At 45.9% G+C, this 14,712-nt stretch carries 14 protein-coding genes; 9 read left to right on the top strand and 5 right to left on the bottom strand.

Annotated elements, in window-relative coordinates; translation table 11 throughout:
* The first annotated feature begins 3 nt into the window (after positions 1 to 3).
* The 6 genes from ACOJUO_RS19035 (at position 4) to ACOJUO_RS19010 (ending at position 8,086) form a co-directional block, all read left to right on the top strand.
* Positions 4 to 1,101 carry a serpin family protein gene (locus ACOJUO_RS19035; RefSeq protein ID WP_422137831.1) on the top strand — a complete coding sequence of 366 codons (1,098 nt, stop codon included), beginning with the start codon at positions 4 to 6 and terminating at the stop codon, positions 1,099 to 1,101.
* Between the two features lie 318 nt (positions 1,102 to 1,419).
* On the top strand, positions 1,420 to 2,793 hold the full coding sequence (locus tag ACOJUO_RS19030; protein ID WP_422137830.1) for a serpin family protein: 1,374 nt from the start codon (positions 1,420 to 1,422) through the stop codon (positions 2,791 to 2,793).
* Positions 2,794 to 2,909: 116 nt separating this feature from the next.
* Positions 2,910 to 3,281 (top strand): serpin family protein, encoded by a 372-nt coding sequence (locus ACOJUO_RS19025; RefSeq protein ID WP_422137829.1) that lies wholly within the window; start codon positions 2,910 to 2,912, stop codon positions 3,279 to 3,281.
* A gap of 226 nt (positions 3,282 to 3,507) precedes the next feature.
* On the top strand, positions 3,508 to 4,869 hold the full coding sequence (locus tag ACOJUO_RS19020; protein WP_422137828.1) for a serpin family protein: 1,362 nt from the start codon (positions 3,508 to 3,510) through the stop codon (positions 4,867 to 4,869).
* A 319-nt stretch (positions 4,870 to 5,188) separates the two neighbouring features.
* Positions 5,189 to 6,628: a serpin family protein gene (locus ACOJUO_RS19015; RefSeq protein WP_422137827.1), complete on the top strand. Its 1,440-nt coding sequence runs from the start codon at positions 5,189 to 5,191 to the stop codon at positions 6,626 to 6,628.
* A gap of 75 nt (positions 6,629 to 6,703) precedes the next feature.
* The gene (locus tag ACOJUO_RS19010) at positions 6,704 to 8,086 is read left to right on the top strand and encodes a serpin family protein (protein WP_422137826.1); all 1,383 of its coding nucleotides are present in this window, start codon (positions 6,704 to 6,706) and stop codon (positions 8,084 to 8,086) included.
* A gap of 78 nt (positions 8,087 to 8,164) precedes the next feature.
* Here the strand turns inward: ACOJUO_RS19010 and ACOJUO_RS19005 are convergent, their stop codons facing one another.
* The 3 genes from ACOJUO_RS19005 to ACOJUO_RS18995 are packed head-to-tail and all read right to left on the bottom strand — an operon-like array spanning position 8,165 to position 9,686.
* A complete protein-coding gene (locus ACOJUO_RS19005; RefSeq protein WP_422137825.1) occupies positions 8,165 to 8,830 on the bottom strand; it encodes an SOS response-associated peptidase in 666 nt (221 codons plus the stop codon).
* 2 nt (positions 8,831 to 8,832) lie between these two features.
* Positions 8,833 to 9,117: a DUF2007 domain-containing protein gene (locus ACOJUO_RS19000; protein ID WP_422133501.1), complete on the bottom strand. Its 285-nt coding sequence runs from the start codon at positions 9,115 to 9,117 to the stop codon at positions 8,833 to 8,835.
* Between the two features lie 2 nt (positions 9,118 to 9,119).
* Entirely contained in the window at positions 9,120 to 9,686 is a 567-nt protein-coding gene (locus ACOJUO_RS18995; RefSeq protein ID WP_422137824.1) for a tetratricopeptide repeat protein, read from the bottom strand.
* 287 nt (positions 9,687 to 9,973) lie between these two features.
* On the opposite strand from ACOJUO_RS18995, the gene ACOJUO_RS18990 reads away from it, so the two are divergent.
* Both ACOJUO_RS18990 and ACOJUO_RS18985 read left to right on the top strand, forming a co-directional pair.
* The gene (locus ACOJUO_RS18990) at positions 9,974 to 11,152 is read left to right on the top strand and encodes a 1-acyl-sn-glycerol-3-phosphate acyltransferase (protein WP_422137823.1); all 1,179 of its coding nucleotides are present in this window, start codon (positions 9,974 to 9,976) and stop codon (positions 11,150 to 11,152) included.
* Entirely contained in the window at positions 11,139 to 11,453 is a 315-nt protein-coding gene (locus tag ACOJUO_RS18985; RefSeq protein WP_422137822.1) for an NGG1p interacting factor NIF3, read from the top strand. Before ACOJUO_RS18990 ends, ACOJUO_RS18985 begins: the two co-directional genes overlap by 14 nt.
* A gap of 2 nt (positions 11,454 to 11,455) precedes the next feature.
* Here ACOJUO_RS18985 and ACOJUO_RS18980 read toward each other — a convergent pair whose 3' ends face one another.
* Positions 11,456 to 13,162: an SWIM zinc finger family protein gene (locus ACOJUO_RS18980; RefSeq protein WP_422137821.1), complete on the bottom strand. Its 1,707-nt coding sequence runs from the start codon at positions 13,160 to 13,162 to the stop codon at positions 11,456 to 11,458.
* Between the two features lie 32 nt (positions 13,163 to 13,194).
* On the bottom strand, positions 13,195 to 13,746 hold the full coding sequence (locus tag ACOJUO_RS18975) for an NUDIX hydrolase (RefSeq protein ID WP_422137819.1): 552 nt from the start codon (positions 13,744 to 13,746) through the stop codon (positions 13,195 to 13,197).
* A gap of 320 nt (positions 13,747 to 14,066) precedes the next feature.
* Here ACOJUO_RS18975 and ACOJUO_RS18970 point away from each other — a divergent pair, with 320 nt between their 5' ends.
* The gene (locus ACOJUO_RS18970) at positions 14,067 to 14,687 is read left to right on the top strand and encodes a CoA pyrophosphatase (RefSeq protein ID WP_422133495.1); all 621 of its coding nucleotides are present in this window, start codon (positions 14,067 to 14,069) and stop codon (positions 14,685 to 14,687) included.
* Positions 14,688 to 14,712: the final 25 nt, after the last annotated feature.

The following is a 14,712-nucleotide window of genomic DNA, read 5'->3' as shown; positions in this document are numbered from 1 at the left end:
CAAGTGGATGGATCCCAGGGAAATTTTGATTTTGCAATGAAGGTATTTTACCAGGCATCAGCAAATATCCTTAAAGATTTTGTCATGTCCCCTGACAGCCTTTTGCAGACAATGACGCTGTTACTGTTACAAGCGGGTACCAACAGTACGGACGAGCAATTGCGTCGAATTTATTGGCCAGGCTATGATTATGAGCCATCCGGTGCAGGCGCAACAGCCGGTGGAAAGAACAAAGACCCTTCTTCGATTATCATGCTCGCAGCCAGTCAACCTGAGGCTTTGGCAGTTTATAGAGAAAGACTTAAACAAGTCGACAATACTCCTGGTAATGTCGACTGCACCAATCGCGGACAAACCCAAACCCTTGGCCAACTGCTTAACAGACTATTTTGCCAATTAACCCATGGTATTGTTCAAGATTATTGCACTCCCGATGCTTACTCCTTTCAGTTATCTTTCTCCATAGAACACGCATGCTATTTATACTTCAGAGGGATGTGGAGAAAGTCTTTTGGGACCGATAGTGCCTATTTATTTAACTTACCCAATGATCAAGCAGACGCTTTAAAAAGAATTATCGAAGGAAAAACCAATCCTTCTCAATACGCACGTCACAATAATTGGAAAGCATTTAACTTTCCCTTCCGGGAAGACAATGAAATAATTTTGGTTTTACCACCGGCAGGGGTGTTTCTTTATGGGCTAAAGTGTAACATAATATCGGCCTTGGTATCCTCGTTCGACTCCAAGGAACCCTTTTCATCCAGTTCAACGACAACTACCGAATTCCCACCCTCTGAAGTTGATAAAAACACTGACTTGAGTGAAGCTCTAAGTCGATCGGGTTCAGGTTTACTTTCTATTGCTAGCAGTGATCTGGGCTCAGGAGCTATACCAGATCTGACAGTTCGTTCGAATATGTTTAGTGAACAGGGAACCCGGGGCGCAGCTTTAACACACGCTGATTCTGACAGAAACCATGAGAGAGATACAATACAACCAATCCGGTTCGATCTGCCCTTTATTTATATCTTGCGTAATAGAATAACAAAAAGAATCATCTACATTGGTCGGTTATTTTATCCCAGAGACGCCTCATGATTGTGAACCCGCTGACCGGGATCAGGAGAGCCTCATAAATCCCTCGCTGATTTCCTCGCAAGCGAAGGTCAATGGGACTTCCAAAGATTTAATGAGGGATATAAGCAATGAAAAGACAATGGACATTTGTTTTATACGACGTCGACACTCTATGTCCTTCAAATTGTTTTAGTTTTTATCTGGACGCTGATCAGAAAACCACCCTATATTGGACTATGGATTTCACACTCGATTGAGTGTTCGGCAAAATAACGTTCCATAAAAAAACAGGAAGGTTATTCCAGCTCACCCTAAAACTTCAGGCAGCATGGTACAAGCGTGGTTTTACTCAGAAAATCTTCCGATCCAGACTGCCATTACAGAGTCGACCTGGTACTGGTCTGTTTACTCCACATATTCTTATTGCCTTCGCAACTTCTGGCTGTGACTTGTGAGCAATGCGGCTTCAATTACGATCAGGAAGACTTTAAATTTTGCCCAACAGCGTCATGTAATAGAGAAGCTGAGAGTCAGCCCCCTCAACATGACACAGCACCTCCCCAGGGGGCGACAGGAGTAAACCCTGATTCAGATCCTGGTGCGCAAGTGAATGGATCCCAGAGAAATCTTGATTATGCCATCAATGTACTTGGCCATGTTGCCGCAAATATTCATGGAGATTTTGTCATTTCCCCCGATGGCCTTTTTCAGACAGTGGCAATGTTGCTGCTACATGTGGGTGCTGACGGTGCGGCCGAGCAATTGCGTCAAATTTATGTGGGAGAGTATTCTTCTGAGCCAACCGGTGCAGCATCATCACGCGCTACAGAATCCGGACAGGAGAAAAACCGGAATATGACTGACTGGCTCGCAGCCAGTCAGCCTGATCCTCTGGCAATTTACAGAGAGAGACTTGAAGAAGCAAACCGCCATGCTCGTAGTAATGTCAACTTCACCAACCGTGGGCCTATAAAAAACTTAGCCCTGTTGCTCAACAGTCTATTTTGCCAGTTAACCAGCGGTATAATTCAACGTTTCTGCAACTCCAACGTCTGGCCCCGATCCTGGTCCACAGAACTCATAAGTGCTTATTACTTCATAGGGCTGCGTGAAAGGTCTTTTGGAACCCAAAATGCAGCAGGTTTATTTACCTCATTACCTAACGACCAGGCCGCCACTTTGCGTAGAATTGTGGATGAAGAAATCAGACCTTCCCAATACGCCCATCACAATGATTGGGAGGCATTTTCCTTTCCCTACCCCAACTGGGGAAATGAAGAAATGGTATTGATTATACCACCGGCAGGGATAGTGCTTTATGGACTAAGTTCAGAAATAATAAAGGCATTATTATCGTCATTAGACTCCGAAAAATCCATTTCAACGACAACTCACGGACTTCCACCCTCTCGCGTTGATACAAGCACTCACTTGAGCGAAGCTTTAAGTCGTTCAGGTTCAGGTTTACTTTCAGTTGTTACCAGTGATCTGAGTTCAGGAGCTATACCAACGATGCCTGCTCGTATGAATGTGTATAGTGACCAGGCAGCCCCGGACGCAACCTTAACGCACACTGATTTTGAGAGAACACACGAGGGAGATACAATACGACCAATCCAATTTGATCGACCCTTTATTTATATCTTGCGTAATAGAATGACAAAAATAATCATCTATATTGGGCGGATATTTTATCTCAGAGACACTTCATGATCCTGAACCCGTTAATCGGGATCAGGAGATCCTCTTGGCTCCCTCGCTGATTTTGTATAAATTCAACACACTCTGATTTGAGACCAACCCTAAAATTAAGTCAACAAGGTACAAACGTGGTTTTACTAAGCAAATATTCCGATAGGGTCTGGCTTTCGATAAAGGCATTAACTCAAACAACTTTACATTCTCTTTTTACAAATACACTCAGCTTAGGAACCATGCTATCGGAGCCTGTACCTGTTTTAATTAATGTGTTTAATCAACACAGCGCCATAGAAGTTAACGAACAAGGAACCGAAGCCGCTGCTGTAACACACATCGGTTGTTCGAGAGGATTTAGTATGAATAGCCCTAAGCCCATTGAATTTACACGGCCATTTATTTATATATTGCGTAATAAAATAACAAAAAAAATCATCTTCATCGGGCAAATACTTGATCCCCGGAAATCAGGAGCAGGTACTTCAGGATCGGGTACCCAGTAATCGGGGTTGGGGGAGCCTCACGACCCCCCACCCTTTGTTGCAAACGAAGAAGAATGTGGCTTAGAAAGATTTTAATCTTCATACTGATTTGTTTTTTTGGCGCCAACCAGGAAACCATCCTATATTGAGTGCCTGATTTAACACTAGGTTGACCATTCTGCAGGGTAGCGGTTCATAAGATAGGGACGATATTCCTAACCGAAGATTAAGACGACAAGGTACATACATGGCTTCACCAGGCAAGGCTTCCAATATAGCCAGGCAGTACAGGTCCGTTTCAGTGTTATCCTGTTTGTTCTGCTTCCTGTTCATACCCTCACAACTTCTGGCAGTGAACTGTATAAAGTGCGGCCGTGAGTACAGTGATGACTTATTTAAAGAATCTGAACCCTGCTATTTATGTCGAACAAAAGACGGTTCTGATTCTGCTGATGAGGGTCATGATTTAAATCCCGGTGCACAGGCAGATGAATCACACGGGACTCTGGGTCTTGCCATAGATATATTCAGGCGTGCAGCACGGGCAACTCCTGAAAATCTGGTCCTGTCCCCTGATGGCATTTTTCAGACACTGTCACTGTTACTGATGGGGGCCACTGATGAAACCCGGCAATTGCTTCAAAAGTGTCTGGGAGAGGATTATTCTGAGCCATCCGGTGCCACAGCATCAGGCGCGACAGCCTCTGGACAGGACCAATACTGTATTGCCAATTGCCTGCTTGTCTCCAATAGGCATACTCTTCAGGAAACTTATAAAAAAAAGCTTGAACAAATAAACGCCGATATTCGAGATAACGTCAACTTCTCCGACCGTGCATCATTACAAAGCCTTGCTCAAGAACTCAACGATCTATTTTGCCAATTAACCCATGGATTGGTTCGAGAATTTTGCCAGGACAATGATTGGCATTCCAATACTTCCATGGCACTCATAAATTCTGTTTACTTCAAAGGCCTCTGGGAAACGTTTTTCAGGAAACGAATTGGAGGATCAACATTTACTTTACCCGATAATCAAAGAGTTGTTTTAGACGGGTTTATGGATGGAACAATTAATGCTGACCAGGAGGCTGAATATAATGATTGGAGGGCAGCTGCCGTCCCCTACCAGGGAGATCATGAAATGATTTTGGTTTTACCCCCGGAAGGGATAATGCCCCACGAGGTATCGCCAGAAATAATAATGGCACTATTCTCATCATTAGACTCCAAAGAGCTATTATTTTCAAGCTCATCAGTTCCTCTTGGTCTTGGACTCCCGACTTTTAGTGTTGACTCGGACACTAAATTGATAAATACATTAGCTCAAACAACTTTACACTCTCTTTTTACAGGCACACTCAGCTTAGGATCTATGCTATCCAATCCAGCACCTGTTTTTATTAATATGTTTAATCAGCACAGCGTCATAGAAGTTGATGAACAAGGAACCGAAGCCGCAGCTGTAACACACGTCGGTTTTTTTACATCAACGGGTATGAGTTTTCCGAAGCCCATTAACTTTACACGACCATTCATTTATATATTGCGTAATAAAATAACAAAAAAAATCATCTTCATTGGACAGATACTTGATCCCCGGACTTGAAAGAAGACTCTTCAGGTTCGGGTCCCAATAATTGACATGGGGAGCCTCACGACTCCCCATCACCCTTTCTTTGCAAGCCAGATGGAATAGTGTTCTCAGAGATTTTTGGGTAAATAGCCATCGATAGACATTAAATCTTTAATTTTTACAGCGTCAATTCCCTCGACCCTTGAGCAGGTTTAATTTTTCAGGCACTCACCAAAAAACCATCCTATATTGTACTACGGGTTCCATTCCCCACTCCTCAGGGCAACTGTCCGGTGAATAGGAAGGTCATCTTGTGACAATCCCTGAAATTGAGAAGTTATGAGGTGCCAACATGGCTCAAGTAATGAAATCTCCCGATATAGCCTTGCAGCACAGGCGCATTTTGCTCTTAGTCAGTTTGCTTTATTTCCTGTTGCTACCCTCACAACTCTGGGCTGCGCCCTATGACCACTTCGGCAACAACGAAAATCCTGGAAAATCTTCACCCTACCCGGTATTTCATGAAGAAGTTTCTGGCGACGAGCTTCAGGGTGACACGATGCCTTACCAATCAGTAACACCAGAAAACCCTGATCCAGATCCTGGTACACGAGCGGCTGAGTCCAAGCAGGATCTGGAGCTTGCCATAAGTGTATTTAGTCAGGCAGCAAAAGCAAAAGAAACTCCTGAAAATTTTCTTTTCTCCCCTGATGGCCTTTTTCGATCGCTGGTACCAGTACTCATGGGGGCTTCTGGAGAAACCAGGCGATTGCTTCAAAGCTACATGGGAGATAACTATTCTGAGCCATCCCCTGCAGAAGCAACCACAACATCTTCTGCACAGGACGACTACTTCGTCTCGAACACTGTGCTCTTGTCCGAAGAACTTGAAATTAAGGAAGCTTATCGTGGGAGAGTTAAAGAAGTAAACCTCGATGTTCGTGAAAAAATCAGGTTCGACGACGGTAAATCTTTAGAAAGCCTTGCTGATGAGCTCAACGAACTATTTAGCAAATTAACCCATGGCATGATTCCAAAATTTTGCAGCCCCAGAGAATGGTCGGCAGATACCACCTTGGGACTCATAAGTTCTATTTACTTCAATGCGCTTTGGAGAGACTCTTTTCAAGTCGGAATGATAGGTTTATTTACTTTACCCGGCGTCGTCAACAAAGTCATTTTGGACAAATGGTTGCAGGGTGAAATCAGTTCCTCCCAATACACAAGTCACGAACATTGGCAAGCAGTCAAAGTTCCTTACCGGGGAACCCATGAAATGGTTTTAGTTTTACCTCCCGAAGGGATAATGCCCCATGAGATATCAGCAGAAATAATAATGACTTTATTTTCATCATTAAACTCCGAAGAATCATGTCCATCATGTTCAAAAATCTCTATTGGACTTCCACCCTTTAAAGTTGATTCGGACATGGAGTTGAGCAATTATTTAAGAGAAACACCTCTACGTCCTGTTTTTACAGGCGTCGTCTTTAGAGGAACCAGCCCCCTCGAATTAGGAGATATGCTATTATCCGATCCTCGAGCTGCTTCTATTAATTTTGTTCGTCAACATTGCGCAATTGAGGTTAATGAAGCTGGGACCCGAGCCGCAGCTGTCACACGCACCGGTACAACGAGATCGTTTGGAAGAGGAGGACATGATAGAAAATCCGTCCAATTTAATCGACCATTTCTTTATTTTTTGATTGATGAAGAAACAGGAAGAATCCTCTTTATTGGGCAGATACTTGACCCTCGAAGCACTTCAGGATCGGGTACCGGTAGCCATTAATCAGGTGAGCTGTTCAGTGAACAGGAAGGTCATCTTGAGACAACCCCTGAAATCAGTAAGTTATAAGGTGCCAGCATGGCTCAGGTAATTAAATCTCCCGATATAGCCTTGCAGCACAGGCGCATTCTGCTCTTGGTCTGTTTGCTTTATTTCCTGTTGCTACCCTCACAACTCTGGGCTTTGACCAATGACAACTGCGGCATCAATCAGGATCGTGAAAAATTTTCAGCCTGCCCGGCGTTTCATGAAGAAGATTCTGACGACAAGCTTAAAGGTGACACAATGCCTGTCCAATCGGCAACACCAGAAAGCCCTGATTCGGATCCTGGTACACGGGCGGCTGAGTCCAAGGGGCATCTGGAGCTTGCTATAAGTGTATTTAATCAGGCAGCAAAAGTAACGCCTGAAAATTTTCTTATCTCCCCTGATGGCCTTTTTCGAGCTCTGGTACCATTACTCATGGGGGCTACTGGAGAAACCAGGCGGTTGCTTCAAAGCTACCTGGGAGATAATTATTCTGAGCCATCCCTTGCAGTAGCATCAACCGCAACATCTTCTGCACAGGACGAATACTCCATCTCGAACACTATGCTCTTGTCCAGTGGACTTGAACTTAAGGAAACTTATCGTGAGAGACTTAAAGAAGTAAACGTCGATGTTCGTGATAACATCAACTTCTTCGATGGTGTATCTTTAGAAAGCCTTGCTGATGAGCTCAACAAACTATTTAGCCAGTTAACCCATGGCATGGTTCCACAATTTTGCTACGCCGACCAATGGTCGCCAGATACCACCATGGCACTCATAAATTCTATTTACTTCAAAGGGCTTTGGGAAAGGTCTTTTAATGTCCGAAAAGCTAAATTTACTTTACCCGACGGTCAGAGAGTCAATTTGAACGAATTTATGGTGGGTGAAATCAGTTCCTCCCAGTACACAAATCACAATGATTGGGAAGCAGTCACCGTTCCTTACCAGGGAGCCCATGAAATGATTTTAGTTTTACCTCCCCAAGGGATAATGCCCCATGAGATATCAGCAGAAATAATAATGGCATTATTTTCATCATTAAACTCCGGGGAATCATGTCCATCATGTTCAAAAATCTCTATTGGACTTCCACCCTTTAAAGTGGATTCGGACATTGAGTTGAGCGATTTTTTAATTAAAACAGCTTTACATCCTCTTTTTACAAGACCCCTGGAATTAGGCGCTATGCTATCCAATCCTCTAGCTGTTTCTATTGATGAGGCTCATCAACATTGTGCGATTGAGCTTAATGAAAATGGGACCCGAGCCGCAGCTGTCACACACCTTATTTCTACGAGATCGACCAGGGACAATCAGAGAAAATCCGTCCAATTTAATCGACCATTTCTTTATGTATTGCATAATAAAATAACAAAAAGAATCCTCTTTATTGGGCAGACACTTGATCCTCGAAGCACTTCAGAATAGGGTACCGGTAGCCATTAATCAGGTAAGGGGAGCCTCAAGACTCCTCTCACCTTTAGTCGTTGGCAACGGGGGAGTCGTTTAATTGCGAGCAACCAGTTTCTTCACACACTCTGGTCCCTTGTTCGAAACATGATTCACCGTTCTGCCCACTTTATAAAAAGACAGTTTACTGACTGTCTCAGTCGGTTTGCCCAAACTCGCCAGAACCGTCTTATAGCGCTCACCCAGCCACTCCCTGGCCTGTTTTTGTTGCAACAGAACCGGCATTCTCTCAGTCAGCGGTGTAATATCACTGATAGCAGGACGAGTAAGAATCGCGCAGGACTCGAAACTCAACTGGTCGTCCACAGGATAACTCTCCCAGAGACCGGCAAACAGGCACAAACCACCCGACTTTGGACGTATATACCATGGCTGACTGTGATCCCCTACCCTTTGCCAGTCGAACCAGCCATCGGCCAGAATCAGACAACGCTGCTTTCTGAGGGCACTACGAAACATTGGTTTATCGGCAGCGGTTTCGATTCTGGCATTGATCTGGGCTCTGGAAAAATCCTGCAGCCAGTGAGGAACCAGCCCCCACTTAACCCGCGCGGTTTCAAAACAGCCCTGCTCATTATTTTTGACAATAAGCACCTGTTCACCAGGCGCAACATTATAGGAGGGAATATTGACTTCCGTCTGGTGGATACCCAGACACCCCAGGTCGATCTGATCAGCCATCAGCGTGTAACGACCACACATAATCACTCTTCCTGAATGTGATCAGATTCTTCCAAAACGGGGGACGCCCTGAGGTAATCCTCGATCATTTCTTTAGCCAGACCGGCATCGTAATCGTCAACGTAGAGAGCCAGCAGACCGGTAGCGGGTAGTTCACCCACGGCACCCGCCAGATAGCTACCTCCCAGATGGCAGGCAATGCCATGGCTCTCCAGAACATCCTTGAGGCATTGAGCCTCAAGGAGATTTTCAGGGCTGAATATCTTGATCATACTTTTAATAAAAACACGGCTATCGTCGTCAAGCAAGCTTACTTCAGGTAGACCGTCCTGATCTGGCTGACCAGCTCGTTCGCTTTAGCTCTCTGGGCAGGGTTGAGCAGTTCAGACAGCTCCTGCTTCTGTTTACGGGCCGCTGTCAGAAAGTCCCCCTCGGAATCTTCCAGACTCAGGGCAGTCCACATATAAGCAGCAATCAGGTTGCGGTCTGTGCCTGCCCCTTTATAATACGATTTCCCCAGTTCATACTGAGCCTCTGCACTCTTGCCCTGTCGACCTGCGGCCCGTTCGATCAGTTCAAAACCTTTTTTGGGATCTTTAGCTACACCCCCCAGACCCTCTCGATAGGCCTTGCCCAGCAAAAGTTCCGCCTGAACATTACCCCTGTTTGCCAGAGGTTCCAGCAGAGAAAGGGTTTGACTGGCATTTTGCGGCATGACTTTACCAGCAACCAACAGGCTACCCACTTCAAGCACGGCCTGTTCATCACCTGAGCTGGCCCGCTTCAACAGACCGGAAAAGTCAGTAGCCCAGCCACTCAGGGAAAACAGTAATGTCATGGCCAGCAGCCCACCCTGGCACTTTTTACTCAATAACATCTATTACCTCTAGCCATTTTGAGCAGTCGACTGCTCAATGATTTCATTTTTGAAACACTGATTTTTTCGATTGGGCAGAGTATACACACTCAAGGCAGGGAATTCTGCAAGGTTTCAATTATCACCAACTCAATAATCATTTAAATCCACATCAACAAACATTCATACGTCCAGCCATTCTCAAACCGTTACAAAGTGCCACAACCCGGCTACAGACCCTTTGTTTTAATAACTATATACTCGTGGTTTCACTCACTGCTGTTATAAAAGGCAACCACCCGAAACAGATGGAACGTTTTGAAGAGATCCGCCCCTATCACGATCAGGAAGTAAGGCCCGTCCTGGACCGCCTGTTGCAAGACCGTGAGCTTATTCAGGCACTGGTGCGTCATCAATACCCTGATATGCCTGCTTTCCTTAATGGTATTGCAGGCTGGCTGACAGCCATCGGATTGCGCTACAAACTGAAGAACATACATGACATTGATGGACTGCAACACGTCATTGAACCTTACCTGACCCGCGTCATTGAAGGCAGTACTTCCGGCATCAGCTTTTCCGGACTGGATCAGCTCAACAAAGAGCAGGTTTATCTGTTCCTGTCCAATCACCGGGACATTGTCATGGACCCGGCTTTTGTCAATCTGGCTGTTTACAAACAGGGCATGCAAACCGTTCGAATAGCCATTGGTGACAACCTGCTGCAAAGACCTTTTGTCAGCGACCTGATGCGTCTTAACAAAAGCTTTATCGTCAAACGCTCTGTGGAAGGCCGCCGGGAAAAACTCAGGTCTTATCAGACACTGTCAGCCTATATTCATCACTCCATAGATACCGGGCATCCCGTCTGGATCGCTCAAAGTGAAGGCCGGGCAAAAGACGGTGACGACAAAACCGACTCTGCTATCATCAAAATGCTCCACATGAGCCGAAAGGCTGCGGAAACCTCTTTTGCCGACAGCATTCGCTCCATGAACCTGGTACCGGTTTCGATTGCTTACGAATACGACCCCTGCGATATGGCCAAAGCCAGAGAACTCCACGCCACTGAAACCTGGGGTAATTACGAAAAATTTAAAGGAGAAGACCTGCAAAGCATAGTGACAGGCATCGAAGGCTTCAAAGGCAAGGTTCATGTGGCTTTCGGTACACCGCTGTTCGAGGAGTATGAAAATGCCAATCAGGTTGTTGAAGAGGTAGATCGCCAGGTTCATCAAAACTACCATCTGTTCGCTTCCAATCTGATTGCCTTTGATCGGCTCCGCAGTGGCTATCCCAATGTCACAGAGTGCACTTTAGAGGCTCTGTTTGAAAGGTTTTGCCCGGAAGAATCGCTCGACGATAAAGTCACAGACTTCAATGATCGCATAACCCAGTGCCCGGAGGCTCATCAACCCTGGTTCCTGAGGATGTACGCCAATCCTGTTATCAATCATTTTGCCGGAAAACGACATGTCTTTGCATAAGCTCTGTTTTTTTGTCCCTGAAAGTCATCTTGAATCAGTGAAGACTGCCGTCTTTGCTGCGGGTGCCGGTCGTTATGAAAAGTACGACAACTGTTGCTGGCAAACGTTAGGTCAGGGACAGTTCAGAGCGCTGGATGGCAGCGATCCTTTTATCGGTAGCCAGGGTAAGCTGGAAACCGTTCAGGAATTCAAGGTTGAAATGATCTGCGAGGACCAGTATCTGAAAGCCGCCATTGCAGCGTTGAGATCGGCACACCCTTATGAAGAGCCAGCCTTTGAAAGCTGGCCGCTTGGAGCCTGAGTCTAAAAGCCGGGAAACGCCTCACCGAGAAAACGAATAAAGTTTCTTTTAGCCTTGTGCTTTTCGCGCAGCTCTTCAAACCAATGACTGAATGCCTGCTGCTGATTCAGTCCAGTCAATATCTGCTGACACTCGGCCATTAGCTCGACCGCCTCTTTATAACTATTATTCGTTTTTTTCTGTAGACAAGCTTCAACCAGCTTCCCATAGAGAGCAAAAGAGCGTTCTCCATCCTGCCGAAAATGTTTCCTCAGCTCGAAGAGCAATGCCACATCCGGTTCTGCATCTGTAACCAGTTGCCAGGCCGACTCCAGATCGGACTCGGCAAGAAAAGTCATCATCAGTGTGTTTAACACACGGTGGTGGAGATACCCCTGAGTACTAACGACACGCTCTTTCATCCAGTCTATGGCTTTTTGCCGCCAGTCTTGCTGACTGTTCAGGTCTTGTGAAAGCTCCTGCAAATACTCAAAAGTGGACAGTGTTGGTGACTCTTTAAATTGCTCCCAAACATCCTGCAAAGCTTCAGAGCTTCGCCCCGTTTTCAAAAGCAGCAACTGTTGCAGTTCATGAATCTCAGCTGATTCACCGAAACGACTGCTCTGCCGAGCTCTATCAAGATAATTGTGGACTTCGTCATGCTCATCCAGCTCCAGATAACAGCGCGCAATAACCAGATAGTCTTTCTCAGTCATGGCAATCTTTTTATAGAGCTGAATCAATGTCTTGTAGTCATTTTCCAGTTCGGGTTCGACTTGCAGGACACTGAGCAACCGGTCATAAATGAGGCGATCCCGCCAGTTATCACTTTTCAGCCTGGGTAACTCATCCCAACGAGCCCGGGCGATCTCCAGGAAAGTCTTCTGACACTCTGGCGTCATAACTTCACTGAAATCATCCGGGACGCGGCCATGCCATTCATCTTCATCCTTGAGCAGCAACTCCAACAGATGCTGAGCCTTGGACGCTTCAGACCAGTTCAGTGAAGCAAAGGCCTCAACATACATCCTCTGTAACTGAGCGACAGCCTCAAACCTGAAACCTCCGGAATCATCCACTGTCTCCAGCGCACGGACGATTCTTGACATAGCATAGTCCAGCAACGCCAACTGATCAGTAGCTGCCAGCTTTTTTAAAGGTGGTTCAAGATTAGAGAGAACCTGTTCGACATTGGCAAAATACTGCCTGACTTGAGCGTATCTAAAGTAATGTCGATTGTAGGGGATAGCGGCGGTTATTCGTTTACGGATGGTTTTTCGGTCCATAATGCCCAGTGCTGTTTCAGCCTTGAGCAACCAGTGCTCTCGCACTGAACGACTGGCGTCTATCATTTCAACAAAGTGCCCCACCAGTTCTTCTTTGGGCATCTGCAATAAATAAGCGGCCAATACGTCTGTGGCCTGTGCGCCTTTTTTCACCCGGGGAACAGAGACTTTATCTCGCAACACCATAGCCACAGCAACACAGTGTTTGCAAAAGTCGATGCCATCAGAAGCCGGACAGTTACAACTGCCGTCCAGGGCACTCTGGGTATAAACCAGATTGACCTGATAAACCTCGCTGCCCATAACACTGGCTGAAATCCTCTGGCCCCGGATCGTCAGGTCTGTAACCCGTCCTTCCTGGTAGTACCCCTTCCCCCGGGAAAAAGCTTTCTCGCCTGCCAGTTTCACTAACTGCTGATCGGTAATTTCCGGCTTGTCATTCACGCTGCTTCAACCTGATAAAATACCCCTGAAATTCAGGAAGCCACTCTACGGCCCGGCAGGGCAATATCTTCCATCCGCTGAGGGAAATCACCTGTCTGACGATCACTGAAGTAATGGCGAAGGGTGCGACTGATGGTGTTGAAAGCCAGCTGATCCCAGGGAATATCTTCTTCACTGAAAAGGGCCACTGCTTCACTTTCTTCACCGGCGCTGTATTCGGGTTTATCAAGATGAGCCAGAAAAAATACCGAGAGTTGGCTCACATGAACAATATTAAACAGGGTATATAGTGATTGCAGAGTAACCTCGGCTCCGGCCTCTTCCATGGTTTCCCGCAGGGCAGCCTGCTCAAGGGTTTCTCCCAGCTCCATAAAACCGCCGGGTAATGTCCAGTAACCCCTGCGTGGTTCGATAGAGCGTTTGCAAAGGAGCACTTTACCTTCATAGACTGGCAGACAACCGGCAACGATTAACGGATTTTGATAGTGAATTTTGCCACAGTTGTCACAAACATCACGTAACCGGTTATCGCCACAAGGAACTTTCTTACTGACCTTCGCACCACACTCACTGCAGAAATTCACTGTTTTTCCTTCTAACTATGAAAATCTTTCTTCACCTTAACCTGATTCATACCTGAAGTCACTTGAATCAGAGTTGGTGTAGAAAATGCTTATCATTTCTTTACCAGATGGATCATGCCGTAAAAAATATCTGTGTTATGATCTTTTCAAAGCCTGAAAAATTAGTGTTGCACCCACGGAAGCTTAGCTCTGCCTGGTGTTACTGGCAGTCTGGTACCCAAGGTCGATAACAATAATGTTCCAACGGCGCCTTTTTTCAATGTCACTATATTTTCTGAGCATCTGAATGTCGCCAAGAAAGCCAGAGATTCACTTGTTATATGTTGATTACAGATATAGAACGAAGACTCCACAAACATCAGCCAAGAAGTATAGACACTCCTCTACCGGAAGCCGCAGTATTGATACCTCTGGTGACTAATGGCCAGGGACAGGCCACCGAAATAATCCTTACCCGAAGGGCTTCGCACATGAACAAGCATAGCGGTGAAGTGGCGTTTCCCGGTGGCAAACGGGAAGATGACGATCATAATCTGATTCAGACCGCCCTGAGAGAATCCCAGGAAGAGATTGATCTGAACCCTGCTTCCGTCCATATATTGGGCACCATGGGTCCAGTTATTTCGCGCTTTGGCATCAAGGTGATCCCTGTCGTCGGTTCTGTACCGGAAAACCTGTCACTCAGCGCAAACATTGAAGAGCTGGACCGCATTTTTCACGTCCCACTGGAGTTTTTCACCAATCTGGACAACCTGCAGTTTCACCATTGGAGCATGAACGATAAAACCTACTCCATGCCCTCTTATCAATACGATGAATATCTGATCTGGGGATTGACGGCCATTATGCTGGTAGAATTTCTGAATGTGGGATTAAACACCACTATTCCACTGGATGCCCCTCAGTTCCATGCCAGCCACAGTTTTACGCAAAACCGCTAACTTTCGGATGGCCTGAGGTTAAAGT

It is taken from the genome of Endozoicomonas sp. ALC020 (genome assembly GCF_049275935.1).
Taxonomy (GTDB): domain Bacteria; phylum Pseudomonadota; class Gammaproteobacteria; order Pseudomonadales; family Endozoicomonadaceae; genus Endozoicomonas_A.
The sequence above is the reverse complement of the archived record's forward strand: the minus strand, read 5'-3'. Positions and strand labels throughout refer to the sequence as shown.

Excerpts from the sequence above, each read along its gene's own strand:
- ACOJUO_RS18995 (WP_422137824.1), bottom strand. The coding sequence starts at position 9,686 with ATGTTATTGAGTAAAAAGTGCCAGGGTGGGCTGCTGGCCATGACATTA.
- ACOJUO_RS18985 (WP_422137822.1), top strand. The coding sequence starts at position 11,139 with ATGTCTTTGCATAAGCTCTGTTTTTTTGTCCCTGAAAGTCATCTTGAA.
- ACOJUO_RS18970 (WP_422133495.1), top strand. The coding sequence starts at position 14,067 with ATGTTGATTACAGATATAGAACGAAGACTCCACAAACATCAGCCAAGA.
- ACOJUO_RS19015 (WP_422137827.1), top strand. The coding sequence starts at position 5,189 with ATGGCTCAAGTAATGAAATCTCCCGATATAGCCTTGCAGCACAGGCGC.
- ACOJUO_RS19010 (WP_422137826.1), top strand. The coding sequence starts at position 6,704 with ATGGCTCAGGTAATTAAATCTCCCGATATAGCCTTGCAGCACAGGCGC.
- ACOJUO_RS18990 (WP_422137823.1), top strand. The coding sequence starts at position 9,974 with ATGGAACGTTTTGAAGAGATCCGCCCCTATCACGATCAGGAAGTAAGG.
- ACOJUO_RS19020 (WP_422137828.1), top strand. The coding sequence starts at position 3,508 with ATGGCTTCACCAGGCAAGGCTTCCAATATAGCCAGGCAGTACAGGTCC.
- ACOJUO_RS19005 (WP_422137825.1), bottom strand. The coding sequence starts at position 8,830 with ATGTGTGGTCGTTACACGCTGATGGCTGATCAGATCGACCTGGGGTGT.